General features: G+C 68.2%; 21 protein-coding genes and 1 pseudogene. 12 read left to right on the top strand and 10 right to left on the bottom strand.

The window, feature by feature from the left end:
- Nucleotides 1-92: 92 nt before the first annotated feature.
- A complete protein-coding gene (locus tag ACZ562_RS28890) occupies nt 93-671 on the top strand; it encodes a DJ-1/PfpI family protein (RefSeq protein WP_471184934.1) in 579 nt (192 codons plus the stop codon).
- On the opposite strand, the gene ACZ562_RS28885 is transcribed toward ACZ562_RS28890, so the two are convergent.
- Nucleotides 646-1,278: a YbhB/YbcL family Raf kinase inhibitor-like protein gene (locus ACZ562_RS28885; protein WP_471184932.1), complete on the bottom strand. Its 633-nt coding sequence runs from the start codon at nt 1,276-1,278 to the stop codon at nt 646-648. The genes ACZ562_RS28890 and ACZ562_RS28885 overlap by 26 nt on opposite strands.
- Nucleotides 1,279-1,416: 138 nt before the next feature.
- Between ACZ562_RS28885 and ACZ562_RS28880 the strand changes: the two genes are divergently transcribed.
- A complete protein-coding gene (locus ACZ562_RS28880) occupies nt 1,417-2,289 on the top strand; it encodes a helix-turn-helix transcriptional regulator (protein ID WP_471184929.1) in 873 nt (290 codons plus the stop codon).
- Between the two features lie 458 nt (nt 2,290-2,747).
- On the opposite strand, the gene ACZ562_RS28875 is transcribed toward ACZ562_RS28880, so the two are convergent.
- Nucleotides 2,748-5,096 carry an ATP-binding protein gene (locus ACZ562_RS28875; protein WP_471184927.1) on the bottom strand — a complete coding sequence of 783 codons (2,349 nt, stop codon included), beginning with the start codon at nt 5,094-5,096 and terminating at the stop codon, nt 2,748-2,750.
- 54 nt (nt 5,097-5,150) lie between these two features.
- On the opposite strand from ACZ562_RS28875, the gene ACZ562_RS28870 reads away from it, so the two are divergent.
- The 5 genes from ACZ562_RS28870 to ACZ562_RS28850 all read left to right on the top strand — a co-directional run bounded on the left by ACZ562_RS28870 (nt 5,151) and on the right by ACZ562_RS28850 (nt 11,890).
- Nucleotides 5,151-5,474 carry a hypothetical protein gene (locus ACZ562_RS28870; RefSeq protein ID WP_471184924.1) on the top strand — a complete coding sequence of 108 codons (324 nt, stop codon included), beginning with the start codon at nt 5,151-5,153 and terminating at the stop codon, nt 5,472-5,474.
- 51 nt (nt 5,475-5,525) lie between these two features.
- Entirely contained in the window at nt 5,526-6,104 is a 579-nt protein-coding gene (locus tag ACZ562_RS28865) for a restriction endonuclease (protein ID WP_471184921.1), read from the top strand.
- Nucleotides 6,105-6,117: 13 nt separating this feature from the next.
- Entirely contained in the window at nt 6,118-6,510 is a 393-nt protein-coding gene (locus ACZ562_RS28860; protein WP_471184919.1) for a hypothetical protein, read from the top strand.
- A 740-nt stretch (nt 6,511-7,250) separates the two neighbouring features.
- Nucleotides 7,251-10,034, top strand: coding sequence for an MMPL family transporter (locus ACZ562_RS28855; RefSeq protein ID WP_471184917.1), 2,784 nt, complete (start codon nt 7,251-7,253; stop codon nt 10,032-10,034).
- A 5-nt stretch (nt 10,035-10,039) separates the two neighbouring features.
- Nucleotides 10,040-11,890 (top strand): substrate-binding domain-containing protein, encoded by a 1,851-nt coding sequence (locus tag ACZ562_RS28850; RefSeq protein WP_471184915.1) that lies wholly within the window; start codon nt 10,040-10,042, stop codon nt 11,888-11,890.
- 1,131 nt (nt 11,891-13,021) lie between these two features.
- On the opposite strand, the gene ACZ562_RS28845 is transcribed toward ACZ562_RS28850, so the two are convergent.
- On the bottom strand, nt 13,022-13,582 hold the full coding sequence (locus ACZ562_RS28845; protein ID WP_471184913.1) for a hypothetical protein: 561 nt from the start codon (nt 13,580-13,582) through the stop codon (nt 13,022-13,024).
- Nucleotides 13,583-14,321: 739 nt separating this feature from the next.
- On the opposite strand from ACZ562_RS28845, the gene ACZ562_RS28840 reads away from it, so the two are divergent.
- Nucleotides 14,322-14,561 carry a hypothetical protein gene (locus ACZ562_RS28840; RefSeq protein ID WP_471184910.1) on the top strand — a complete coding sequence of 80 codons (240 nt, stop codon included), beginning with the start codon at nt 14,322-14,324 and terminating at the stop codon, nt 14,559-14,561.
- Nucleotides 14,561-14,938, top strand: coding sequence for a fic family toxin-antitoxin system, toxin component (locus tag ACZ562_RS28835; RefSeq protein WP_471184908.1), 378 nt, complete (start codon nt 14,561-14,563; stop codon nt 14,936-14,938). The genes ACZ562_RS28840 and ACZ562_RS28835 overlap by 1 nt, the downstream gene beginning before the upstream one ends.
- Before the next feature lie 124 nt (nt 14,939-15,062).
- On the opposite strand, the gene ACZ562_RS28830 is transcribed toward ACZ562_RS28835, so the two are convergent.
- On the bottom strand, nt 15,063-15,932 hold the full coding sequence (locus ACZ562_RS28830) for a hypothetical protein (RefSeq protein WP_471184906.1): 870 nt from the start codon (nt 15,930-15,932) through the stop codon (nt 15,063-15,065).
- Nucleotides 15,933-16,026: 94 nt separating this feature from the next.
- Here ACZ562_RS28830 and ACZ562_RS28825 point away from each other — a divergent pair, with 94 nt between their 5' ends.
- Nucleotides 16,027-16,314: a hypothetical protein gene (locus tag ACZ562_RS28825; protein ID WP_471184904.1), complete on the top strand. Its 288-nt coding sequence runs from the start codon at nt 16,027-16,029 to the stop codon at nt 16,312-16,314.
- 290 nt (nt 16,315-16,604) lie between these two features.
- Nucleotides 16,605-16,946, top strand: coding sequence for a hypothetical protein (locus ACZ562_RS28820; RefSeq protein ID WP_471184901.1), 342 nt, complete (start codon nt 16,605-16,607; stop codon nt 16,944-16,946).
- A gap of 385 nt (nt 16,947-17,331) precedes the next feature.
- Here the strand turns inward: ACZ562_RS28820 and ACZ562_RS28815 are convergent, their stop codons facing one another.
- From ACZ562_RS28815 to ACZ562_RS28805, 3 genes and pseudogenes are all read right to left on the bottom strand, one after another.
- On the bottom strand, nt 17,332-17,634 hold the full coding sequence (locus ACZ562_RS28815; RefSeq protein ID WP_471184899.1) for an ABC transporter permease subunit: 303 nt from the start codon (nt 17,632-17,634) through the stop codon (nt 17,332-17,334).
- Nucleotides 17,635-17,755: 121 nt separating this feature from the next.
- Nucleotides 17,756-18,154 (bottom strand): annotated as a pseudogene (locus tag ACZ562_RS28810) (extracellular solute-binding protein); the annotation flags it as partial.
- A 149-nt stretch (nt 18,155-18,303) separates the two neighbouring features.
- Nucleotides 18,304-19,368, bottom strand: a complete 1,065-nt coding sequence (locus ACZ562_RS28805; RefSeq protein WP_471184897.1) for a LacI family DNA-binding transcriptional regulator — start codon at nt 19,366-19,368, stop codon at nt 18,304-18,306.
- 121 nt (nt 19,369-19,489) lie between these two features.
- Here ACZ562_RS28805 and ACZ562_RS28800 point away from each other — a divergent pair, with 121 nt between their 5' ends.
- Nucleotides 19,490-21,616: an amylo-alpha-1,6-glucosidase gene (locus ACZ562_RS28800; RefSeq protein ID WP_471184894.1), complete on the top strand. Its 2,127-nt coding sequence runs from the start codon at nt 19,490-19,492 to the stop codon at nt 21,614-21,616.
- Between the two features lie 252 nt (nt 21,617-21,868).
- Here ACZ562_RS28800 and ACZ562_RS28795 read toward each other — a convergent pair whose 3' ends face one another.
- From ACZ562_RS28795 to ACZ562_RS28785, 3 genes are all read right to left on the bottom strand, one after another.
- Nucleotides 21,869-23,452: a diguanylate cyclase domain-containing protein gene (locus ACZ562_RS28795; protein WP_471184891.1), complete on the bottom strand. Its 1,584-nt coding sequence runs from the start codon at nt 23,450-23,452 to the stop codon at nt 21,869-21,871.
- A 40-nt stretch (nt 23,453-23,492) separates the two neighbouring features.
- Nucleotides 23,493-23,903: an Hpt domain-containing protein gene (locus tag ACZ562_RS28790; RefSeq protein WP_471184889.1), complete on the bottom strand. Its 411-nt coding sequence runs from the start codon at nt 23,901-23,903 to the stop codon at nt 23,493-23,495.
- Between the two features lie 733 nt (nt 23,904-24,636).
- Nucleotides 24,637-24,807, bottom strand: a complete 171-nt coding sequence (locus tag ACZ562_RS28785; protein WP_471184886.1) for a hypothetical protein — start codon at nt 24,805-24,807, stop codon at nt 24,637-24,639.
- Nucleotides 24,808-25,020 lie beyond the last annotated feature (213 nt).

Raw genomic sequence — 25,020 nt, 5'->3', positions numbered from 1 at the left:
GGGGCCGGTGCCGCGGCACATCCGGGGATGGCTGCATGCTGAGACAGTCGTGACACAGGCTGGGCTGGCCGACGCTGCCATCCTCGGTCGTCGTGCCCGGCCAGGCATGTCCGGCCACGCCATCGCAGTCGGTACGTGCCGCCCTGGTCACGGCCGCTGCCCGGGGTGCCCGCATGGTCGACATCTGCACCGGCGCTTTCGTGCTCGCCGCCGCGGGCCTGCTCGACGGCCGACGCGCCACCACGCACTGGCAGGAGACCGCCGCGCCGGCTCGCGACTATCCGGCAACAACCGTGGAACCGCACATGTTTTCCGGGCGCTCGCCTCGACCGCGCACGAGAACTGCTCGAAGTCTCCTACGCGCCCCTGGAGTTCGTGGCACGCTGTCCGGGCTGGGAACTCCGGCCTATCTGCGGATCCTGTTCAAGCACCATGTCGGCGTCCCACCAAGCAGCTATCGCGGCACACTCGACCGCCGGGCCACGCGGGCGACGAAGGTACGGCCGGCGAGAGCCCGGTCCCGCCGTCTGCTGCCATCGGTGGTTGACGACTGCAGCCATCGAGTTGCTATTTCTGATCTTCCCGAAGCAGTCCGCCGAAACCGGCCAACTCGCCGCCGACACATACGGGAACGGGTTGAAGCTGTCAGACCCGCTGGGCGTAGGCGGTGAGCCGTGCGTAACCGATGACGTGACGGGACAGGGTGAATGCCGTCACGGCAGCGGGTGTGTCGGCGGCCAGGTTCAGGCTGGGGGTGTCCAGGGCGTACACGGTGATCTGGTAGCGGTGGGCGATGTCGCCGCTGGGCGGGCAGGGGCCGACGTAGCCGGTCATGCCTGCGTCGTCGGTTCCGGAGATCGAGCCGGCCGGCGGCTCGGTGCCGAGCGAGGTGGTACCGGCGGGGATGTCCCAGGTCAGCCAATGCCAGAAGCCGGAACCCGTGGGGGCGTCCTTGTCGAACATGGTCACCGCGTAGCTCCGGGTTTCCTTGGGTGCGCCGTTGAAAGACAGCCGGACCTGCCGGTTGCCGCCGGTGCAGCCGAAGGCGTTCGCCCAGGTGTCGGCCGGGAAGGCGCCGCCGTCGCGCAGGTCTGGGCTGGTCACCGTGAACCTCGCGACGCCGTCCGGAACGCCCTTGCGTACCGCGGTGTAGCCGAAGCCGCCATCGCGACCGGAGCCCACGCGGGAGCCGTGCGCGTCGGCGGTGGCGGTGCCCAGGCCCGTTGTGATCGCAAGAACGGCCGTCGATGCCGCGACGGCACATGTCCGCTTGTTCATGAAGTCTTCCTGTCCGTTGGGGTGCGCAATCCACTGTCGGGGGCCGCACTGGGCGTGGGAAGGCTCTTCGGATGCTGGTGCGCACAGTGCCACGCTGGCGGGTGGACAGACACGGCGCGGTTGCCGAACATGGCGGACGTGGCGAATCGTCCGACACCCCAGCGCCCGGAGCTGGCCCGTTTCCTGCGTGCGATGCGGGCCCGGTTGCAGCCGACGGACGTCGGTCTGCCGCACGCGGGTCGGCGCCGGACGCCCGGACTGCGGCGACAGGAGGTCGCCCAGCTCGCCGCGCTCAGCGTCGACTGGTACATCCGGCTCGAGCAGGGCCGGGTGGGGGCCCCGGGCGCTGCCGTCCTGGACGCGCTGGCCGAGGCCCTGCGGCTGTCACCTGCGGAGCGCCAGCACTTGCATCTGATCGCTCGAGGACAGGCCCCGGTGGCGCGGTACGTGTCGTCGCCGGTGGCCGACTCCCTGCGTGTACTGCTGGCCGGCATGCCGCTGCTGCCCGCCTACGTCGTCGACTTCCGTCTGGACGTCCTGGGCCGCAACGCGGCCGCCGCCGCGCTGTTCGGCGAGGACTTCGGCACGGGGGAGGCGGCCAACGTCGCCCGGATGCTGTTCCTCGTCCCGCGGGTGCGTCAGGCGCAGCTGGACTGGGTGTGCATCGCCCGCGAGACGGTCGGTAACCTGCGTGCCACCCTCGCACGCCATCCTGGCGACAGGGCCCTGCGCGCGCTGATCGACGAACTCTGCGCGCGCAGTGCGGAGTTCGCGGCCTGGTGGGACGACCACACCGTCAAGCAGCGCTCCCACGGCACCAAACGCATCAGGCACCCGGCCGTCGGCGAACTGACCGTCTGCTACGACGTGCTGGCGATCCAGGATGACTCCGACCAGTGCCTGATCGCCGTGACCCCGGCCGACGCCGCCGCCGAGCAGGCCTTGCGCCAGCTCATGACGACCCGCGCACACGAGACGACCACGCCCGGCATCCGCCCCATCGTGGCCTGACGGCTGGCGCGAGCCGCGCCACGGCGGTGCGATCACAGGGAGCCAAGGGTACGCTCGCGGGTCGCGGCGCCGAATCCGGCGCGGCCGGCAAACGCTTCGGCGGACGCGTCGGGTCGGTAGGCTCGCGGCGTGCCGTCTCCCGGGACGGACACGTGGGTGACCTCCACGCTCCCCTCCGGGGAGAGCCTGAAACAGCGGCGGACGCCGTCCGGCCTGGTGCCCGGTCCTCGAATTGGGCATCCGAAGGGCGCTGCCTGGCCGATGCTGTGCCAGCTCCGGCGTACCTCACATCGGCACGGCTGACCAATGGCTGCCGGAGTACCCGGCGTGACCGCCTCGCATGGTGGTGGCCTTGGGCGACCATTTTGCGTCGCGTCCGCCTGAGTGGTCCGTGGAACTACTCAAGCTGGAGAGGTCGGGATGGCGGTGTCCGAACGGAGCGAAGTATTCGTGAGCACTTACTTCGTCGCTGAAGAACCCGATGATGTGTCGTTTTGATGCATCCATGCCGTGAGCTGGGACCGGGAGGTGAGTCCGAGTTTCACCAGGATTCGCGCGATGTGGTTCTCTGCCGTGCGCTGGGCGATGACGAGCTGCGCGGCAATGTTCTTGTTGCTCATGCCGAGGGCGACAAGCTCCGCCACTTGTTGTTCCCTGCGGGTCAGCGTGATTGCTTTCTCCTTTTTGTCGCCGCTTGACGGCGGAGCCGGAGACTGGGCTTCAAGCACATAGTCAAGTGCCGCCTCGGACGTGAAGCCGGCGCCGCGCTGGAAGGCGAAGTCGAATTTCTTTCCTTTCAGTGCCGCACGAACATCCCTCTCGCACTTTTCATGGGGTTCCACCATGAAAGGTGCTGCGAAGAGTGTGCCGCCGATTGCTTCCCAGAGGGACTTGAGGATTCCCAGCAGATGGGCAGAGCGCTCGGGGTTGCCGGCTGCCGCCGCGCTCCATGCCGCCAGTTCCACACACAGGGCGATGCCCCACCGGTCGTTGAGGGGCCGCAGCAGATGGATGGCCTCCCGGGCCAGCAGGTCCGCTGCACTGCGGTCCCCGCTCTGCCACCGGACGAAGCTCTCGGTGAACAGGCTGTCCGCCCTGATCCAGGACTCTCCGTGCTGGGCGGTGATCGTCTGGCATTCGCGGCTCAGGGCCAGGGCGCGCTCGAAGTCTCCGAGCAGGCAGAGAATTATGGCTCGCTTGAACATGCATTCCGTGGCGCCGGCGAGGTCGCCCAGCTTGCGATGCCGTGCAGCGGCGTCCTCGAACAGTGCTGCTGCGCCGGGAAGTTCACCGCGGAATGTCGCACTCAGGGCCAGGTGATGCTGGTGCCAGGCCAGGGCGGAGGCATTCTGGGATCTTATAGCCGTCTGGCGGTACTCGGCCAGCAGTGGTGTCTGCGCTTCGATGTCGCCCTGCATGATGCCGAGGAATGCATACATTCCCAGTGCCGCGGTACGCCATTCGCTTTCTCTTGTTTCGGCCTCCAGCAGGCGGCCGAGCCAATGACGTCCTTCGCTCAGTGAGCCGACAGTTATCCAGTAGTAGCGCGGTGCTACTGCCAGCGCCATACCCGTCTCTGCCTCGCCTGGCGTGTCGAGGCAATACTTCAAAGCCGTGCGGAGATTTGAATGTTCAATTCTCAGCCGGGTGAACCAGGTGACCTGCTGCGGACCGAACCACTCCGCCTCGGCCCGTGCGGTCAGGTCGAGGTAATGATCACGGTGGCGGCGACGGAATTCCTTGAGGGCCCCGACTTCGGTCAGCTTGTCCTGCCCGTACTCACGGACGGCCTCCAGCATGTGGTACCGGGCTCGGTCACCGTGCTCCGTCCTGATCAGGATCGACTTCTCGACCAGGCCGTGCACGAGCTCGACCATTCCCTGCTCTGGCACGTCGCCGGCTGCGCATACGGCCTCCGCGGCTTCAAGATCGAACCCATCCGAGAAGACCGACATCCGAGCCCACAGCGTGCGCTCGTGCGGTGAGCAGAGTGCATAGCTCCAGTCCATCAGCTCGCGCAGGGTCCGGTGTCGGGGGAGAGCAGCGCGGCTGCCCTGCGTAAGCAGTGCGTAGCGATCATCAAGCCGTGCAAGGATTTCCCGCACGGTAAGCGTCCGCATCCTGGCCGCGGCGAGTTCGATCGCCAGGGGAAGCCCCTCCAGGCGGTACACCAGTTGGCCTACAGCCGTCGCATTGTCAGGCGTGATTTGGAAGCCAGGCAGGACGGCGCCGGCACGCTGCTCGAACAGGGTGACGGACTGGTACTGAAGCAGGTCTTCGACAGAGTGCCGGCGATCCGGGTCCGGCACCTCCAGGGGAGGCACTCTGAATACATGCTCCCCGGTGATTCCCAAGACATGCCGGCTGGTTGTCAGCACCCGCAGGCCCGGTGCGGCTCGCAATAGCACGTCGACGATCTGTGCACATTCGAAGGCGAGGTGCTCGCAATTGTCGAGGACCAGCAGCAATCTTCTGCCGCGAACATGGTCAACGATCGCATCGACAGCAGCACGGCCGGACTGGTTCTGAAGACCGAGTGCGGCGGCCACGCTCTGCGCAAGCAGTCGCGCGTCGCGCAGACTGGCCAGTTCCACGAAGCAGACACCAGCGGGAAAGGCCCGAGCCGTCGCGGTGCTCACCCGCAGAGCCAGACGCGTCTTTCCTACGCCCCCTGCTCCCGTCAGGGTGACCAGACGTGATATCGAGAGCAGCCGCCTGACTTCGGCAACCTCTGCTTGCCGACCAATGAAGACGGTCACATCAGCTGGAATACCCGTCACCCCGCTCACCCGCACCCCAATGCCCATGTGCTCAAAATACTGCGAACCGGGCCGATCGTCCCTCCATGCATCTCATGCGCGGTGGCGATACGAAGCCGCCCGGCGAGCCTGAAAGCGGTCTCAAACGAGCAGGGGCTGTCCACCCCGGCCCTGTACGGGGTGGAGGTCGTCACGATCCTGGCCGTGACCGTTGACGAGCCGGACGGCTTCGCCCGCCGCATCACGCACCTGCGCTCCTACCTCGGTGCCTACACCGGAGCGTTCCGCATCGGCGACACCGTGCGCGTCGCCGGAAAGCTCGTCCACCTACACAACGGCGACCACACCGGCTTCGGCGTCGAGCTCACCCCGTGGAACAAGGCACCTTCGACCTGGCCGACCTCACCGGATAGATCCGACGCTTGATGGGGAGCAACAAGGCGGCACACCGCCGCAATAGGGGAGGGGCAAGAAGGCATGGGGACAGTGTTGCTGGTCGCTTTAGCCGTTGTGGTCATGGTGGTCGTCGTCACGGGTCTGGTACGCGCCGGGCGACGCGAAGCACTGGCCGAGAAAGCACGGCTCGCCGAAGAAGAGCGGCGGCGGGCGCGTCGCTCGCTGGAGGCGGTCTGGGCAATGGACGACCGCGAGTTCGAGGAATACATCGCTGAACTGTGCCGCCGCGACGGCTGCACCGACGTGAAGCGAGTCGGCGGTGCCGGCGACCTGGGCGCCGACGTGATCGGTCGCTTGCCCGACGGGCGGAAGATCGTCATTCAGTGCAAGCGCTATGCGAAACACCGCACGGTAGGCAGTCGCGATATCCAGACGTTCAACGGCACCGCCCGCGCCGAACACGGCGCCGACGTCCCAGTCTTCGTCGCCTCCTGCGTATTCACCGATCCCGCCCGCAAATTCGCCGCTCGGCAGCACCTGACGCTCATCGATGTCAACCTGCTCGGTTTCTGGAACAGCGGCACTACGCTGACCGCGATCCTGGACCTGGACATCGGGCGTTCCGGCACCAACCTGCGCCTCCACCCGGACCACGACTGACAGGTGCCCGGTTGTGCCCGACACCGAGACGAGCATCCATGAGCGGCGCATCGACGACCGGGAGTACCAGCGTCAGAAGGAACGACGCGGCCGCCGGTTCGCCTGCAGGAGCCTCGAGCCCGCTCGCACGGCGCTGGTCGTGATCGACATGGTGCCGCTCTTCGTCGACGCCAACCCGTACGCCTGCGGCATCGTCCCGAACATCCACCGCACGGCGAGGCGCTCGTCGCCACGATGCGCGGCCGCCGCACGCCCGACTCCGTCACCGGACTGCCCGGTTGACGCCTTGTCCGTACGTCGAGCCCGAGGTCGGCGACCAGGCCGCAACCGCCGTATTCGTCTCTCGTTCCGAACACTTCAGGCCAACAGTTCCGTAGCGAACACATTCCGCAAACCTGTCACTTGACCCTCACCCACGAGTTGAACAACACTCGTTGCGCAAGTAAATACACGCATCCACCGCCATGTAGAAGAAGGTTCCCTTGCCTATCTCGATGCCGGTCACGCCGCCCATGAGTGCTGATCCGCACATGGTTCGGCGGGCTGACGCTCCGAAGGTGCGGAACATCACTCGCTCCACGGCGATCAGGGCACATGGTGTTCGCCTTCGATCGCCTCACGTTCGCCGCAAGTCTCCTGCAACATCAGGCGAGAACGCTTCGTGTCCATCAGAAGGCGGAGCCCGGATGCACACCGCCGGTTGGCCGCCGTGCCGTTCGTGGGGAGGTCCGGGCGCCTCCGGCGGCTGTCTTCGACACCTTCCACAGCCGCCTGGCGACCCATTGACCCCGCACGCCAGGAAGATTGACCCCGTACGCCAGGAAGAAGGTGTCTGACCCATGGCCGACGATGGACGCAAACCGCCGAAGATCGTTGTTTGGATTCTGGCGATCGCATTCCTAGCCGCCCTTGCGTTCCTTGTGCATGTCGTGATCGCCCTGCATGGCTGAACCAGCCTGACCCGGCCGTCGGCGCCTGAAACGAGCAGGCGGCACACATCAGCACCACCCGAAGGCCGCGTACTGCCGGGTGAGTCCGGCGCGCCAGCCCGTCCATCCGCGCGCGAGAGTAGGAGCACTGTCCGTGGGACTGGTGGCGAGTGGGCTTACCCGACTCGGGCGTTGGTGTTTCCGGGGACCCTGGGTCGTGGTGGCGGTATGGCTGGTGGCGGTCGTCGCCGGCGGCCTGGCAGCCGGGCCGTTGGGCAAGGCGCTGGCCCCGAGCGGCTCACCGGGAAGCGTGGAGTCCAATCAGGGCTACGAGGCGCTGGAGTCCGCAACCGGCAGCAGCGGTGAAGTGGTCGGCCTGGTAGACCGGGTGGACCCCGACTCGGTCAAGGTTCGGTCAGCCGTGGACAGGGCCGCGGCCGACCTCCGTCGCCGAGGCGACGTCAGGAATGTCCGGACCCCTTACGCTCCGGGCTCGCCGGGCACGGAGGCGAATTACAGGTCCAGCGACCGTCGCGGCCTCCTCGTCGTCGTCACCGTCGCCCGGGTCGAAGGTACAGCGCGTGCGGACGCGGTCAGTGCGGTCACCGACCGGTTGCACCGCCTCGCCGACCAACTGCGTACGAAGGGCCAACCCGGCGCCGCCGTCCGGGTCGGAGGCAGGCTCGCGGTCGAACGTCAGACGTCGCAGACCATCGGGAACGATCTGGCACGGGCCGAGGGATTCTCGCTGCCGCTGACGCTGCTCGTGCTCATCGTGGTGTTCGGGGGACTGGCAGCGGCGGGCCTGCCGGTGGTCGCGGCGATCGTGTCGGTGGCATCCACGATGACCGTCCTGCTCGGGTTCAGCAGAGTCGTCGTGGTCGACAGCCATGCCATGCTCGTGACGTCACTGCTGGGGCTCGGTCTGTCCATCGACTACGCCCTCCTGCTGATCGGCCGCTACCGCGAGGAACTGCTGGATGGCCGTACACGCCAGGACGCAGTCGAACGGGCGTGGGCGGGTGCCGGCCGCACCATCCTGTTCAGCGGGGTGACGGTAGCCACCGCACTCGCCGGACTGCTGACCATCGACATACCACCGATAGCCGCGGTCGGCGCGGCCGGCGTGTCCGTCGCATTGGTGGCGGTGCTGGTAACGCTGACCTTGACCGCCGCCCTGCTGAGCCTGCTCGGGCCATGGATCCGGCCCAAGGCGCGTCGCAGCAGGCACGCGGCCCACCGCGCCGGCGTGTTCGAGCGGCTGGCTCTGCTCGTTCAGCGCCGGCCGCTGACGGTGACGTTCGCGACACTCGCCCTTCTCATGGTGGCTGCCATGCCGGCGCTGGAGACGAAAATCGCGTTGCCCCGCCTTTCGAGCCTGCCCTCCGGAGTCGAGGGCGCCCACATCACGGAGCCGCTGGCGACCCGGTTCGGGCGGCCCGACGACGAGGCCGTCACGGTCGTGGCGCGAACCGATCCGTCCACACTGGACGCCTGGGCCGCGCGCTGGCGCGGTGACCCGGCCGTGACCGGCATCGCCGCTGCCCGGCGAATAGGCGCTGACCTGGCGGCCGTCGACGTCGCCGTACGCGGCGACGCACGCGGGGCGGACGCGCAGCACGTCGTACGCCGGCTCCGCGCCGACCGGCCACCAGCTACGGCGTCCTGGGTCACGGGTCCTGCAGCGGTACTGATCGACATCAAGGACAGGATCCTCGACGGGCTGCCGACCGCCATCACCCTGACCCTGCTGGCCACGGTCATTTTGCTCTTCGCCATGACCGGGTCGGTCGTCATCCCGGTCAAGGCGGTCCTGACGAATGTGGTGTCGCTCGGGGCCACCCTCGGCATCATGAACAAGGTCTTCGTCGACGGTTGGCTGGCCGACGTGCTACGGGTCGGCACCGTCCCCGCCTTCGAACCGTTCACCGTCGTCATCGTCGTGTCCTTCGCGTTCGCGCTGTCCCTGGACTACGAGGTGTTCCTCCTGGGCCGGGTCGTCGAATACGTCGGCGCCGGGGACGACACGGACACGGCTGTACGCCGCGCGCTCCAGCACACCGGCCGCATCATCACGTCGGCGGGCCTGCTGATGGTGATGGTGTTCGCCAGTTTCTCGGCGGCGACGATCGGTGGCGTCGAACAGGTCGGCCTCGGCCTCGCCGCCGCGGTCGTCATCGACGCGACCCTCGTGCGCTGCGTGCTCGTGCCGGCCAGCATGACGTTGATGGGCCGGTGGAACTGGTGGGCGCCAGCTCCATTTCGGTGGCTCCGGACACGCGCCGGCCGGTATGAACAGGCCAGTGCGACAGGACCGGCCTCCGAGCAGTCACCCGTCGGTGTCAGTGAGCGGGTCCCTCCGGGAATGTCGGCCGCTTCTCCGGCCCCCGCGGCTGCGCCCGAGACCTCACCGGTCCATGAGGCCTCACCGGTCCATGAGGCCGCACCGGGAGAGTACGCCCCGCTCGCGGACACACCGTTCGGCCTTCTGCGGCGCAGCGACGATGACGGCTACGACTGCGGAGAGGTCATCGCGCTTCTCACCACGCTCGCGGTACTGAGAGCCGAAGGCATGACGGTGCCTGGAAGCGGCGCAGACGGCAAGCCTTTCACTCGGGTGCCGGGAGGATTCGTCGTCGACGACGTCCACCGGATGCTCCAGGTCCTGGTGACCGGCGCCCCCGCGCCGGAACAGACCGCACCGGCCGGCCCGGAACCGGCCGCTTCGGCCGCACCGGACGCCGCTCGGGAACAGGCCGCACCGCCCGCACCGGAAAGTGCCGCACCGAAGCCGTCGCGACACCCGTCCCGCCCACGGCGGTACGCCGACCCATGGGCCGTCGGCACCGCGGTCGTACTGGGCCTCGGTGGAGGCACGGTCGTCGGCATGACCGCGCACACCGCCGTCCCCGCCGTCATGACCACGCTGGTGACCTTCGGGGTGGTCTACGGCGTCAGCATCGTGGGCGGCACGCCGCCCCGGACCGACTCGGAGAGGTAACCACCGTGGAGACACCCACGCCGCTCCACCGTCTCATCCGGCGGCTACGGCTGTCCTATGTGGCCGCGGTCGCCTCGGGTCTCGCCGTCGTCCTCGTGGCATACCTGATCGTGCGTCCCGGTGCGACGGCCAGCGACGCGGACGACCCCACAGTCACGTACGGGTCGTGCGGCTCGCCCCCGATCTCGGTGTCCATCGCGGTCTCACCAGACAAACAGCACGTAATGGCCCGTCTCGCGGCGAAGTACAACAGCAGTCGGCGACTGTTCGCCGGGCGGTGCGCGGACATCGACGTGTTCGCCGAGCCCTCCGGTGACCTCGCCGCCGCGCTGGAAAGCCCCTGGAGCGCCGACGAGCATCGCGGACATGAGGCACCGGCAGTGATCAGCCCGGCGTCGTCGGTGTGGCTGCGGCTGCAGGCCCAGCGTGACCTGCCGCTGAAGGTGGTCAACACCGACCGCGGCGGTCGCCTGCCGTCAATCGTCAAGACCCCGCTGGTGCTGGCGATGCCCCAACCCATGGCCGCCGCCCTGGGCGGTCGGATCAGCTGGAGCGACCTGATCCGGATGTCGGGCGACCCGCAGTGGTGGGCCTCCAGGGGCCACCCCGAATGGGGACCGGTCAAGCTCGGCAAGACCAACCCCGACTACTCCACCTCCGGGCTGCTGGCCACGCTGGCCACCTACATGGCCTCCGCCACCGAACACGGTCTGCCGCTGAACGAGACCGCCGTCGACGACCCGGCGGTCCGTGCCGATCTGGCCCGTGTCGAACGGTCGGTGGTGCACTACGGCGAGACCAGCCTTGCCTTCCTGACCAACCTCGCCCTCGCCGACCAGAGAGGCCAGGCCATGAACTACGTCAGTGCCGTGGCGGTGGAGGAGAAGTCGGTCCACGACTACAACCAAGGCCGGCCGGACGGCGATACGACCCAGCCGGAGGCCTTCCACCCCAAGGTCCCCCTCGTCCCGCTCTACCCCACTGACGGCACCTTCGTCTCCGACCACCCCTACGCCGTCCTGTCCACCGCCAGCGCCCCCCAACGCCTAGCGGCCCACGACTTCCTGCGCTACCTGCTCGAGCCGGACCAGCAGAACGAGTTCCGCGAAGCGGGCTTCCGCGGCGCCGACGGCAGGCTTGACCCCGCCCTCGCCGCTGCCTCCGGTCTGCGTTCCGACACCCGGGTCACCGCTCTTCCCGAGGCGGCCCCCAAAGTACTGGCCAGAGTTCAGGATTCATGGAAGTCCCTGCGCAAACCCGCCCAGGTGCTGATCGCCCTCGACGTCTCCGCTTCCATGGGTGAAGATCCCTTCGACAAGTCCGCCACTCCCAAACCCGGCCGTACCAAGCTCGACCTGGCCAAGACGGCGGCCAAACGCTCCCTCGACCTGTTCCAGGCTCAGGACCGGGTCGGCCTGTGGTCGTTCTCCGGCGACCGCAGGACCGGCGACAACGCCCACACCGAGGAGGCCGCCCTGGGCCCATTCGCCCCCAAGGTCCTGCGCACCCGCATCGACGCCCTCCAACCCGAGCTCAGCACGGCGCTCTACACCACTATTCGCGACGCCTACGACGTCCTCGCCGCCGACAGCGGCCCCGGGACCGTCACCGCCCTCGTCGTCCTCACCGACGGACGCAACGAATGGGAGCGCGACAACGACCTCGATGCCCTGCGCCGCCATGTCGACGCCAACGGCGACGATTACCCCGTGCGGGTCTTCGCCATCGCCTACGGTCACGAAGCCGACGACGAGACCCTCACCGCGATCGCCCGCGTCACCGGCGGTTGGAGCTACGATGCCACGGACCCCCGCAGCCTCGACAAGGTCCTACGCGAAGTGTTCAGCAACTTCTGACTCACCCGGTAGGCGGCAGGGCAGTGATTAACGTCGACTGCTGCACCGCATGCGCGGTGCGGATGGTGTGCGGTCCGTTGCGGCCGCCGCGCCCGGCGGGTGGTTCATGCTGCGGGCCCCATCCGCCCCACAACGAATCGGCCTTCCCCGTTCTGCTCCTCGGGAGTCCGCTTCACCCCTGCCTGAAGACAGGCAATCCACGGGGGAATCCGGATGACGGGCCGGGACCTGGTTGGGAATGGTTGCCGAACACCGGATCCGCCATCAGCCCGGGGGTCCCTTCATGCACGACGGGGATGCCGACCCGCTGAGGGAGGCGCCCGTCGTACGGCAGCACCGCCTCGTCCCAGTTCATATGTAAGCCGCCTCTCCCGATTCGTCACGCAGGTAGGGAAGTTGGCGGCCGCCTCTGGGATGATCGTGTTCAGCCCGGGAAGCTCAACCCGACCTGACGGTTGACATGGGAGCTGTTGGCGTCGACGAACACGACGGACCGTCAGCAGTACAACCCCAGCACCACGTTGATCACCGGTAGCGTCGCACGCGGCGAGACGATGGCGTGGTGGAAACGGGGCACGCAAGCTGGAGGTCGTGCTTGTGACGGAGTGACCGGTCGCGCGCATTTCGCAGCCGCATGGCACTGGACCACTTGGGTCTGGAGCCACGGCGTTGTCACGCACGAGACACCAAGTAGCTTCCGCTGGCGCCCACTTGGGTCGGCCAGCGATCACTGTAACTCCTCTCCCACAGCGAAGGCCCGTGTTCCCCGCGAACGTCGCGGAAAGCACGGCCCTTTTGAGTTTCAGACCCGCCTTCGCGGCAGGCTGGCTGCTGCTCCTGCTGGGTCAGCTCCTGTACTCGCGGCGATCTACTCCATTCTCAGCGCGCACGGCGTCGCGGCGGGGGAGGGGCGCGTTGTCCGGGCGGCGGGACGCAGTGACAGATTTCTCCGGCCGGAAACCCGCGCGATGAGCGTCTGGCCGCTGCTGATGATGCCAACGCAGGCCGCAGGCGCGGCATCACCGAGGACCTGAGCGGCTCCACATGCCGTTCCGGCAGCCGGCGCCCCGCGAAGTTCGGCACCGAACTGTGGCCTTGGGGCACCTCGTCTGCGTCCGGTTCGCCACCCTTTCAGATGCGGGCGAAGACGTTGACGACCACTCCGATGTAGAGAATGACGAGGATGGTCCAGAAGGTGTAGATGATACCGGGATGCCGGATGTAGAGAGGTATCCGGATGGTCGGGTAACGCTTGCGAAGGTCACGGGGGGTCGGCATGCCCCCGGGCTGCTCCTGAAGAGCCGCCTTACGCCACACTCTGTTGAGTTCGGCTTCACGCCACTGCCGGGGATTGAGCATTACGGCGGCATGGTCGTCACCCACGATGAGCACCTCGCCGGCGATGCCGCTGGAGTCGATATGAGTCCGGGTCAGGAAGCCGGGCCCTTCGATGACGGTCAGCCGGCGCGCCCAGTTTCGTACCAGGACTGCGCCGTCCACGAATGCCACGTACGTGTTCATGGTGTGCAGGACGGCGTAGGTCGCGTACCACAGGAAGGGGAAAGCGACGAGGACGATGACCGCCGGTACGGCCGTCGCCCCGAACCCTTCACTGGTGCCGCGCCCGCCCGCGAGCATGAGCGTCATGCTGATGCCCGGCAGGATGACCGCCGGTACGATTGCCAGTGCCACGCGGCCGAACCGGCTCTTGTCCGGGGATACGACAAGCTCTGTGTGTCGGTCACTCACAACTGCTGTCCTGCCTCTCCGCATACGGCGAGAAAGCGCCGGTCGTCACAGACACCATCTGCCCCAACTCCGCCCCAACTGCTCTTCACTCCTGCACTCCTTCATCAGATCCCGGTGACGTAGCACCCTCAGTAGGCCAGAACCGCCTTGGTCGTGTGGCCGATTCGGGAGTATCTAATGAACGGCCCTGGCTCACGTTCGGTGGTGACTGAGCGTGGTGGCGCATCGTTGGCATGGCGTGCGAAACGTCAACGAGCTTGGCTGCGGGGCGCCGTCCGGCCGTGTGCACGGTAGGCCGATGTCGGCCCATCTTCAAGACCACCTGGCGGCAGCGGTGGCGGTATGGCGCGCTTGCCGACCCGGAGGGGCGTTAGGGCGCGGTTTTCGGGTAGTCGTACCAGGCCGGGGCGGCCCAGCGCTTGGGGAGGCGCGGCTACTCCTGGATCACGGTCTGCCCCGAAGAGCTGAGCCGACGGCTCGGCGGCCCCTTTGTGCTCACCGCGCGCGGCGCCTTCTCACGGGTCGTTCCCTTGGCCGTGGGCGGCGTGGTGCTCCAGGCGACCGAGACACTCGCCGACTTCACCGGCGACGCCCTGCGCAAGGTCTTGCACAGCAACGGAATGGGTCATGTGAGGGGCTGGGCGTATTCCCCTCTGCTGGTAACAGCTGTTACCATACGAGTATGGCGAAGACTCAGCTGGGCGTGCGCGTCGACACCGAGGTCAAGAAACTTGCCCAGGCACGGGCCAAGGACCGCGGCTTGGACCTGGGTGACTATATTGCCCGCCTTGTCCGTGAGGATGCCGACGGCCTGCGCCAGCGCGGCCTGGACGCCGCTCGCCGCTTCCTCGACGAGCACCAGCAGATCTTCGACGAGGCCGAAGACGCCGACCGGAACACGCCAGGGGCACACGCCGCCTAATGGAACTGCACATCGACGTCCCCTGGATCTTGCAGGTCGCAGAGATCGCGGGAGCGGGAGACCCAGCCCCCGACGACTTCGGCGTACCGGTGGCTGCCGTCGCATGCCACAAGGCTGAACTGCTGGAGCAGCCCGTGTACGACGGCCCGTACGCCCGCGCGGCGGCTCTGATGCACATCCTCGGCCGCTGCCGCTGGCTGGAGCGTTCCAATATGGCCGTCGCCGCGGCGACCGGCGTGATGTACCTGGAAGCTTCCGGCATCCCGCTCAAACCCACCCGTGAGGACGCACTCGGCCTGCGAGACCTCCTGCGAGACCCTGCCTGCACAGCTGCGAGGATCGCCACCCTGCTGCGCGCGTGGCCCGTCGCCGGCTGACCTGCGCCCGCGTGACATCGCCAGAGCCGGATTGTTGGTCGGCCGCCGGCTCACGAGCCGCCGGCACCGCCCGGTCGGCGCTGGGGTCTCCGTCACGCCCGGCCGCGGGTGGTGCATCAATGGTTCAATTCGGTTTGCCATCCTCGGCTGGACCCGGTGCTGCCCCGCTTCCGAGGCCCTGGTCGACCGCTCGCTCCGCGCGGACTTCTTCGGCGACTTCGTAGGCCCGCCCCGGATCGTAGACCCTGACCGCACTGTTGGGGCTGTACATGGCGCCTGCCCGGGGTGTGTACGTGTAGCCTCTGACACTGTGCTGAGCGGCTATACCGTCGACCGCACCGGCGGGCACCTGCCACAGATCGGCAACGTGGGAAGGCGTCCACCACTCATCCGGGCACAGGAAATTTCGTACGCTCTCTGTCTGACCTTCCACCGCCACTCCGGCCGGCCCCAGTTGCTCGGTCAGCCGGTCGACCAGCGTGTGTGCGTCGACCCGGGACAGCGGCGAGATTGTCGCGGGTGCGCACTCCACCGTCCCGCTGCGGGTGTGCAGCAGCACCTTGATCGACGTTCGCCGGCCCAGCCTCAGCTGCTCGAAGACGACAACGCGCTGCAGCTCAGCCATGGCCATGGTCGACGAACGCGCAAAGCGGACGATCACGACCTGGGCGGGAATCCCCTCAGGGCGGAACTCAACCCACCGCACCATCGTGGATGCCGCCATACACATCAGGCCCACGATGAGCACGGTCACAGCTACGCCCGTGAGCCCCAGGAGAATCCACAGGATGCCCCAGAAGAACGGGCTCCCCGAGAACAGGGCAGCCACCAGAGCGGCCAGCAGGAATGGAGCGGCGATCATCGAGGGGAGCATGACGCCTCCGCCGAGGAGGAAGGCCAGCTCGCGGATCCGACTGGGCACGAACACCAGCCGCCAACCGCCTGCCGCCTTGGCCGGTAACACAACTCCCGGCGGAAATTCGGAGTTTCCCATCGCCCAAGAGTAGGTCCCGATGAAAGCCCTCGTAAGACCGCGGCCAACCGTACCCGCGAAGTAGGCCTACCGCCAAGGCTGAACGGTAGACTCCGTGCTTGCCGGCAGCGCGGCGACGGCCTTCCACCACTGGGTCCGAGCCGTCGCCCAGCGCTCGGGAATCCTCACCGTTGAGCGGGGCCGGAACATACCGCACGACTCCAGAAGCGTCGCGTACTTCTCGTTCGGCGAGAACGCCCGCTTCGGCGCGTCCTCCAGCACATCGAGCACCGCCCCCGGCAGCGACCCGCCGGGAGCGGCGACCTCTCGCTCCCAGATCTCCTGCGCGTCCCGACCGCGCTGGAGGAACTGGTCCCGCCTGCGCTTCTGTGCCAGCTCCTGAGCCGGTCAAGTTGGTTCATGCATGTGTGCGCCGCGGTTTCCGACCCGGCCACATCAGTTGCAAACGGCCACTGATGTGGCCGGAACTCCCGCCCGACCGTGCTAAGTCTGTCTGTGCCGTGTGTTTGGATGCCCGTCATGGATGACTCGGCGTGCATGTGGATCACTGCGGTTCCTCCATTCGGGTCGGACGACGTCGGGGTGCTCCTCAGCGTCGACTTCACTTCCCAGGACCCCGGTGAGCGCATGGTTTGCATGCTGGGGAACAGAGGACACGAGGGTGAGGGGGGCGTGTTCTACCTGCTGCCGCACGACATGTCGGCCCGCTATACGCGCAAGGGCGACCGGCTCGCGGTTAGCGTCACAGCCTCCCGGCAGGTGCTTGCCGACGACCTGGCCGACCGCCAGGACGCCTGGCGCGAGCGCCTGGCAGGTCTCTCCCCGGACGCTGCGGATAGCGACCGGGTAACCCTGCTACGCCGCGAGATCGTGACCGACTTCGTCCCCGCCGAACGAAACGGCACCAAGCAGGCGGTGCTCCTCCTCGACCACGCGGGCCCGGCTTCCCTTCAAGAGTTGTTCTCCCGCCTTGAAAAGGGCGAGGCCAGCATCATGGCCCTCCGTGCCTACTGACGGCGCCCCGGTCCTGCGCCGACGATCCTGGGAATCGGCAGCGGACCGCATCATCGACCACCTCGGGCCGATGCTCGCGCTCCAGCCTCGCGAATAGTTCCGCAAGGACACCGTGCTGATCGTGGACGGCACCGTGCGCCACGAGGCGTTTGATGACCGGGCGGGCGTGAAAGGAGATGGGTCTCCCGTCCCTACGAGACCCGCATGACCGAACGCGAGCTCGCAAGACGAGCCCGGCACCGGTGTGCTGTGCTGTGCTGCGCTACGCCGACGGGCCGATGCGGATCACGGGGCGTGCTGGACACACGTGCCTTGTGGTGGGGCGGAGTGAGCGCGGAGGCTGTCTGCGCGGGGCCGTGTCCGGATGGAGGGTCGTCGCGGTGGGCTATTCCTTGACGGCACCCGCGTTGGCGCCTTGGACGAAGTACCGCTGGAAGCAGAAGAACAGCGCGGCCACGGGCAGGGTGGCCAGGAGGGCCGCGGCCAGTTTGAGGGGGTATTGGGTGCCGCCGCCCAGGCCGCCGGAGACGAGGCGGGCCAGGCCGGTGGTGAGGGTTTCGTACTGGCTGGACTGGGTGGCCACGAGGAAATGGGTGAACTCGTTCCACGAGCCCTGGAAGGACAGGATGGTCAGGGTGATCAGGGCCGGGCGGGCCATGGGCAGGACGATCGACCAGAAGGTTCGCAAGACTCCGGCACCGTCGACGCGGGCGGCCTCCTCCACTTCCCGGGGGATCGACTCGAAGAACCGCCAGGGCGAGGGTGGACGTGTCCTTGGGCAGGCACACCAGCTTCCCGTCGTAGGTGAAGGAGGTGCGCAGCTGGGCGGAGAAGTCGTCGGCGTCCTTGATCTGGTCCCCGTACGGGTAAAGGGAGCCGCCCTTGGCGTAGTTGGCGAACTGGCTGGAGTCGACGTAGAAGGCGTCCGGCGGCTTGTGCCCGGCGAAGGACTGGGCGAGTTGCTGGTTGATGTCCTTGGCCACTTCCACGGTCACCGTGTTGCCGGACTGCTTGGCCCAGGCGGCTGCCGCATCCTTGACGGCCTTGGTCTCCGCGCCACCGGAGGAGGCGATCAGCACCGTGAGGTGCTGCTTGGAGCTGGTGTCCTGCGTGGTTTCCTTGTCGCTGCCGAAACTCGACGAGCAGCCGGTGGCGGCAAGGAGCGCCGCGCAGGTGACGAGGGCCGCGACGGCCGTACGGTTGGGCATTGCTTCCTCCGAGGGTTGCGGGTGGTACATGCGGCTCCTCCCGGGCACACGAAGGCGTGGGCCAGGGGTGTGGGGGTGGAGGAGAAGAAACGTTTCGAGGTGGGGTGGGGCCGACCGCGCAGGGGGAAGGCAGGCCGGTCGGCCGGGAGTTACGCCTGGGCGGACAGTGGCGCGCCGGCGCTGTCGCGCACGATCAGGGACGGCTCAAGCAGGAGCCGCTCGGGCGGGGAGTCAGGGGCCGTGATCCGGGCCAGCAGCAGTCGTACGCACTCCCGGCCGACCTCCTCCAGCGGCTGGGCGACGGAGGACAGGCCGGGCGAGAGCAGCTCGGCGGTCGGCGAGTCGTCGAAGCCGACCACGGCGACGTCACGGCCCGGGGCGAGGCCACGCTCGCGCAGCGTCTGGTAGCAGCCGAGGGCCAGCACGTCGCTCGCTGCGACGACCGCGGTCGCGCCGCCGTCCAGCAGCGGTTCCGCCCCGGCACGCGCCGCCTCGATGTCGTTCACGCTGCTCTGCCCGCGCCGGCCGCGGGTCGGAAGTCCGTGCCGCCGCATGGCCCGCTGCCAGCCCTCGGCACGGTCGTCACCCGCACTGGAGGTGCCGCGCGCCCAACCGAGGAAGGCGATCTTGCGATGTCCGAGGGCGACCAAGTGCTCGACCGCCGCATCAGTGCCGCAGGCGCCGTCAACGTCGACCCAGTCACCGAGGGGCCGTCCCGACCACATCCGGCCGAAGCCGACGAACGGCACGCCCCGCTTCGTCAGCCATGCCTGGCGCGGGTCGCCGCGCTCGGTGCCGCTCAGCACGAAGCCGTCGACCTCGTGCTGAGCCAGCAGTTCCTCGTAGCCCTCCAGGCTCGGACTGTCGGGCGGGGAGGCGAACAACAGGATCCGGTACCCGGCCTCGTCGGCGGCATCCGACAGGGCATGCAGGAAGCGGTCCATGACCGCGCCCGCAGTGCCGGGCGGAGTGGGCTGGATGCCGTAGCCGATGAGCTTGCTCGAACCGCTGCGCAGCGTCTGCGCCGCCCGGCTGGGCCGGTAGCCCATCTCGTCGATCGCGCGGCGGACCCGCTCCAGGGTCTCGGGCCGCAGCATGTCCGGCGAGTTGATCGCGTTGGACACGGTCTGCATCGAGACCCCTGCCCGGGCGGCGACCATGGCGAGGGTCACCGGCCCGCCCTTGGACGAGGGGTTCTTGCTGGAGCGGGGCATGCGGCTCTCCGACTTGCAGAGGAGTTGTGTACTCGCTTTTAGCGTTCCAAAGCCGTTGTCAGCACTCTGAAGAGTGACTTACTGTCTTTGGAACGTTCGAATGATGAGAGGTTGTACTTCCTTGGACACCACTGTCAAGACCCAGGACACCAACGGCTCGGTCACCGCAGATTTGTCCGCGAGCGCGGGCCTGCAGCCGTTCCTGCATGACGCGGTCGTCACGCTGCGCGCGCCCAGCCTCGTCATCTCGCATGCGGACGGGCAGCTCAACGGGGGTGTGGACGGCTTCTACCACGGCGACCGCAGAGCACTGTCACACCTCACCGTCGCCGCCGAAGGCATCGCCCTCGCCCCGGTCGCCGGTGGCTTCCAAGGCGCGGACCGCGCGGAGTTCCGGGCCGTGCTGCGCGGCCTCGGTGAGAGCACGCCCGACCCGGCCGTCGCCCTCCACCGCCGCCGTAGCACGGCGGCAGGCCGGTTCGAGGAGTGCCTGGAGGTCGTTAACGCGGGCAGCCGGCAGGTCCGCTTCCGGCTGACGGTGACCGTCGGCACGGACCTCGCCACGATGGACAAGGTCAAGTCGGGACACGCTTGCGAGCACGTGCTGCCGCAGGCTGCGGACACCGACTCTGTCGGCCTGTCCTGGAGCCGTGACGGCTTCACTGCCCAACTCTTCAGCGAGCCGGCTCCGGACGCGCTGGAGGTGCCAGCGGGACGGCTGTCGTACGACGTCGAACTGGCCCCCGGTGCCTCGTGGTCGATGACGCTGCACGGTACGGCCGCCTACGCGGACGGCGACCAGTTCCCGCCCGCGCCCACGGACCACCAGGTGCCCTGGCGCACCCCCGTGCTGCGCAGCGCGGACCGCGACCTGGACCGCTGGCTGGAGCAGTCCCTTGCCGACCTGGACCGCCTGCGCCTGACCGACCCGCAATCGCAGCAGAACCCCCCGGACCAGTTCCTCGCGGCGGGCGCCCCCTGGTTCCTGACGCTCTTCGGCCGCGACGCGCTGTGGGCCGCCCGCATGCTGCTCCCGCTCGGCACCGACCTTGCGGCCGGCACCCTGCGCACACTCGCCCGCCGCCAGGGGACCGTCACCGACCCGGCCACAGAGGAACAGCCGGGCAAGATCCTGCACGAAGTCCGCCGCGAGACCCACACGATCGCGGACCGGCTCTCCCTCCCCTCGGTGTACTACGGCACGATCGACGCCACCCCCCTGTGGATCACCCTCCTCCACGACGCCTGGCGCTGGGGACTCGACCCGGCCGAGGTCGAACAGCTCCTGCCGCACGCCGAGTCCGCACTCGCCTGGATGCGCCGCCAGGCAGACGCCGGCGACGGCTTCCTCCAGTACATCGACCAGACCGGACACGGCCTGTCCAACCAGGGCTGGAAGGACTCCGACGACTCCATCCGCTACCGCGACGGCCGCCGCGCCCACGCCCCGATCGCCCTGTGCGAAGTCCAGGCGTACGCCTACGAGGCCGCCCTCGGCGGAGCGGCACTGCTGCGCGCGTTCGGCCGACCGGGGGCCGACGATTGGGAGGCATGGGCCGAGCGGCTCGCGGTCCGCTTCCGCGACCGCTTCTGGGTGACGGACGAACACGGCCCTTACCCGGCCGTCGCGCTCGACGGCGACGGCAAGCCGGTCGACTCGGTCACCTCCGGCTTCGGCCACCTCCTCGGCACCGGCCTGCTCAACGCCGAGGAGAGTGCACTGCTCGCGGCCCGCATCGCCGGACCCGACCTCGACGCAGGCCACGGCCTGCGCACCCTGAGCAGCGACGCAGTGGGCTATAACCCCTACGGCTACCACGTCGGCTCGATCTGGCCGCACGACACGGCCATCGCCGTACACGGCCTGGTCAAGGCCGGATTCCCGGACGCCGCCGCCTCGCTGGCAGCCGGCCTGCTGACTGCGTCAACGGCTTTCGACGCCCGCCTCCCCGAACTCTTCGCCGGCCACGGCAGCCGGCAGAGCCCGCACCCCGCCCCCTACCCGGCGTCGTGCCGACCGCAGGCATGGGCGGCCACCTCAGCGATCCTCGTGCTCCAAGCAGCCCTCGGCCTGAACGCTGACGTCCCCGGCGGCACGGTCACCGTGGCGCCCAACTTCGCCTCGACGTGCGCACCGCTCACGGTGACGGGGCTCCAAGTCGGCGGCGGTCAGCTGGACGTCACGGTAACAGCGGACGGAACGGTGGACGCGACCGCTCCGGCAGGGCTGACCGTGGTCACGTCCTGATGCCGTGCCACCGAGCCATCCCTCGGCGCCCAAACCACGCTGCGGGATGGCACTGACAGCTGGAAGCCGTGGACAGCGGACCGGGGCGAACCCTGTCCATGACTTCGGCTCGGCAGCCCAGGGGCTTGAACCCTGATCTTGGGCATACGAGTCACTAGATCTTGAGGATCTGAGATCGCGTCGGATTCGACAAGGTGAATTGCAACCGCCGTAACGAAGTCGAGCTAGCGAGGAGGCTGGGGGCATCGAACGTCAGGGGTTCTGGCGTCCTCGGCTCCGGCTGGCGCCATCCTGTGGCGTTGGGGAGGCGGGCCGCAGCGGGGGTTCGAAGAACGCCCCCCGGTTCTTGCCTGCGGTCTTGGCCCTGTACAGGGCTGTGTCGGCGTCCCGCAGCACTTCCGCGGGCGACGTCGGTCTGCTGACGCTCCGTGCTCCGATGCTGGTGGTCACGTCAACGGAATCGCCATGGACGAGGAGGAAGGGGTCGTGGAAGGCATCAAGGATCCGCGTCACGTAGTCGTGCAGGGTGCTCAGGTCCACGCCTTCCACGAGGAGCGCGAACTCGTCCCCGCCGAGCCTGGCCACCAGGTCCTGCTCGCGGACCCGGCTCGTCAGCCGCCTCGCGACGTCGACCAGCAGTTCATCGCCGGCGGGGTGTCCCAGTGTGTCGTTGACGTCCTTGAAGCCGTCGAGATCGAGCATCAGTAGTCCGGCGCAGGACGTAGCGGAGCACCGGCCGAACGCGGACTCCAGGCGTTCGTTCAGCAGTGCCCGGTTGGCCAGTCCCGTCAACGGGTCGTGGGTCGCCTGATAGCTCAGCTGCTTTTGGAGCTCAGCCTGTTCCCGCAGTGAGGCGGCGAGGGCAGCGGCCCTGCCCTGGGCGTACTGGGCCAGGAACGCGACGCGCACCAAGAGCAGCAGCGAAAGGCTCGCCATCATGCCGACGATCACGGTGACGTCCCCGGGTTGGTCCCGGATGCCACCGACATTGGCCAGCACGATCAGAGGCCCCATAAGGATCAGCGCGATCAGGGTCGACAGGCGCCGAGGGGGCAGCTTTCCCTGGTCTTCCGCCAGCCGCGACGGCCGGGAAACGGACGAGTGTAGTGCCGCCGCACCCAGCAGGAGGGAGGAGACCATCCACGCCACTTCGGACACGTCCTCCGCGATCGCGATGCCCGTCGTCGCCTGGGTCCCGTAGTAGAGGCCGTCGGCAGCGAGCAGGACTAGCAGCCATCCGATGCACAGAAGGAATGACGGGGTGCGCGTGCCTGTGGTGAGTATCAGCCGCGCGGCCACGGACAGCAGCACCAGGTCGGTGGCGGGATAGGCGATGGACAGCGCGAGCGGCCACGCGGTCATCTCGCTGCGCAGGTAGGGGGCAATGATGAACGCCCACGACAAGGTGCCGAACCCCAGCGTGACGATTCCCGCGTCCAGTAGCCCGGCCCAGTGCAGGCGGCCCGCCTCCTGCCGGGCCAGCATCACCAGACCGGCGGTGAACAACAGATAGCTGCCCAGGTAGAGCATGTCGGCCACGCCCGGGAACGGAACCTCGGCGCCGCGAGCCTGGTAGAGGCCCCAGATCGTGTCCGCCGCGGCGTAGGGTGCCATGCCCGCGGCTAACAGGCACCACGGAAGGACCGAGGGCGGACTGTGCCTGGTCACTCCCACCACGATCGCGACAACGACCGAGGCGGACACCAGCGCGGCCAGCATGTAGCGCGCTGGGGAGGAGGTGATCAGATAGGTGACGATCACCGCGGTCCCTGCCGCCCCGTACACCCAGGCCGCCGCATCACGGCGTGAGGGCAAACGCAGGTGAACCTTGCTCACAGACCCTCCTTCCCACCGGGACGCATGAACCGGTCGGGTCTCATCCGGGTCCGTAATCGGGAGGTTGGGAGCGGAGTACCCCGAGGATGCGGCAGGTGCGGTCGATTTCCACCTGGAAGCGGGGAGCCGTCGGTGCCGGGGCAGGCGCCCCGGCACCGACGTGATGTTCGAGTTCCTGGCAGCAGGCGGCGAGGGTGTGGGCTCGCATGTTGCCCGCGGCGCCCCTGAGGCTGTGGACCTGCTCGACGATCTCCTCGGTTTCGTGGCGGCCGAGGCCGTGGAAGAGAGCGTTGGTCATCTCCGGGGCTCGCGTGAGGAAATGGTCCACCAGCCGGTTCCCCAGTTCGTTCTCAGCCGGGGTGCCGTCGCTGTCCGGCGAGTCCTTCGTCAGCAGCCGAAACCGCCCCTCGTCGTCGGCCGCGCACTGCTGCTGCCGGTCTGCGGGCTCCATGGCTCCGCCTCCACATGATCATGCCCGCGTCACAAGGCGGGCCAGGACTTTTGGCGGGCGGCCGCGACGGCTTCCGCACGGCCTCGCCGGACGGCGGGTGATCAACAGTGTCCGGTCCCGGACGCGCCACGTCGAACTCCGAGGCACCGCAGCGGGCTCATCGGGTGGGACGCGGGAGAGACGTCCACCCTGGAGACGATCAACGCACTTGGTATGGGTGATCGGCACCCCTCTGGCCACCATCGACGCCTTCCTACCCAGGCCACGGGGCGATGACGGAGAGCAAACGATCCTCTCCAAAATGTCAACGGCCCCTTCCAGCAGAGAATGAACCACTGAAGATCGCAATTCGAGGTGTCGGCCGCGGCCTCACCACGACGGTGTGCGGCGGCCGTGAGAATGCCAGGTCCCGGGGGTCTCGTGCTGTCCGTGACCGTTCACAGTTCGTTGCCCGCCTTCATGCCCTCACCTCTCACTTCGGCGAGCGGTACCGAGCCGTCGACCGCCGGTCGATTCCGCCACCCACCGGGCAGCGTTCGGAAGGTGGACGAGAACCTTCACCGACCCCCGGCGCAAAGGCTGGTTCTACGCCCTACTCGTGCTGAACCATCGAGACGTCATCCTCTACACGATCGCCGTCGTCTGGCGGCTCAACAGCATGTTGGAACGCGCCGGGCGGCTCTCCTGCTCTAGACCAACAGGCGTGGGGCAAGCGCTCACGAGGTGACCGTCTTCACCACGCGGGGTCCTGCCGGGTCGTCACCGTGGCCCACCGCCACTGGCCCTTGGACCACACCCATAGCGCGGGCGGATCCCCGTACGGCCAGGTCCGCACCACCGGCTCGGTGCCATCGCCCGGACTCCAGGGCCGCGCCTGGGCCGGCTCGACCCTGCTATCGCTCACCTGTTTGATTGTCGGCCGTCCCGTCCCCGCGGGAGCTCTACGCGCCCGCGCTCGGGTCCGTCCAACTCGTCGAGTGGCGTCGGCAGCGCTCCACCCCGTATCCCCGGCGGCAGGGAGCGTTCCGGCTTCGGTCTGGGTACTCGGCCACGACGACGGTGTGCCGGGATCGTACGGCAGCCGCCGCCAAAAGCGTGATCACGCGGCGTCCCTCGC

The sequence above is a fragment of the Streptomyces sp. NPDC040410 genome (assembly GCF_055595715.1).
The sequence above is the reverse complement of the archived record's forward strand: the minus strand, read 5'-3'. Positions and strand labels throughout refer to the sequence as shown.

Bases quoted from the DNA above. Each gene is read 5' to 3' on its own strand.
- ACZ562_RS28840 (WP_471184910.1), top strand. From the start codon at position 14,322: ATGGCGAAGACTCAGCTGGGCGTGCGCGTCGACACCGAGGTCAAGAAA.
- ACZ562_RS28830 (WP_471184906.1), bottom strand. From the start codon at position 15,932: ATGGGAAACTCCGAATTTCCGCCGGGAGTTGTGTTACCGGCCAAGGCG.
- ACZ562_RS28790 (WP_471184889.1), bottom strand. From the start codon at position 23,903: ATGGAGCCCGCAGACCGGCAGCAGCAGTGCGCGGCCGACGACGAGGGG.
- ACZ562_RS28875 (WP_471184927.1), bottom strand. From the start codon at position 5,096: ATGGGCATTGGGGTGCGGGTGAGCGGGGTGACGGGTATTCCAGCTGAT.
- ACZ562_RS28835 (WP_471184908.1), top strand. From the start codon at position 14,561: ATGGAACTGCACATCGACGTCCCCTGGATCTTGCAGGTCGCAGAGATC.
- ACZ562_RS28865 (WP_471184921.1), top strand. From the start codon at position 5,526: ATGGGGACAGTGTTGCTGGTCGCTTTAGCCGTTGTGGTCATGGTGGTC.
- ACZ562_RS28805 (WP_471184897.1), bottom strand. From the start codon at position 19,368: ATGCCCCGCTCCAGCAAGAACCCCTCGTCCAAGGGCGGGCCGGTGACC.
- ACZ562_RS28885 (WP_471184932.1), bottom strand. From the start codon at position 1,278: ATGAACAAGCGGACATGTGCCGTCGCGGCATCGACGGCCGTTCTTGCG.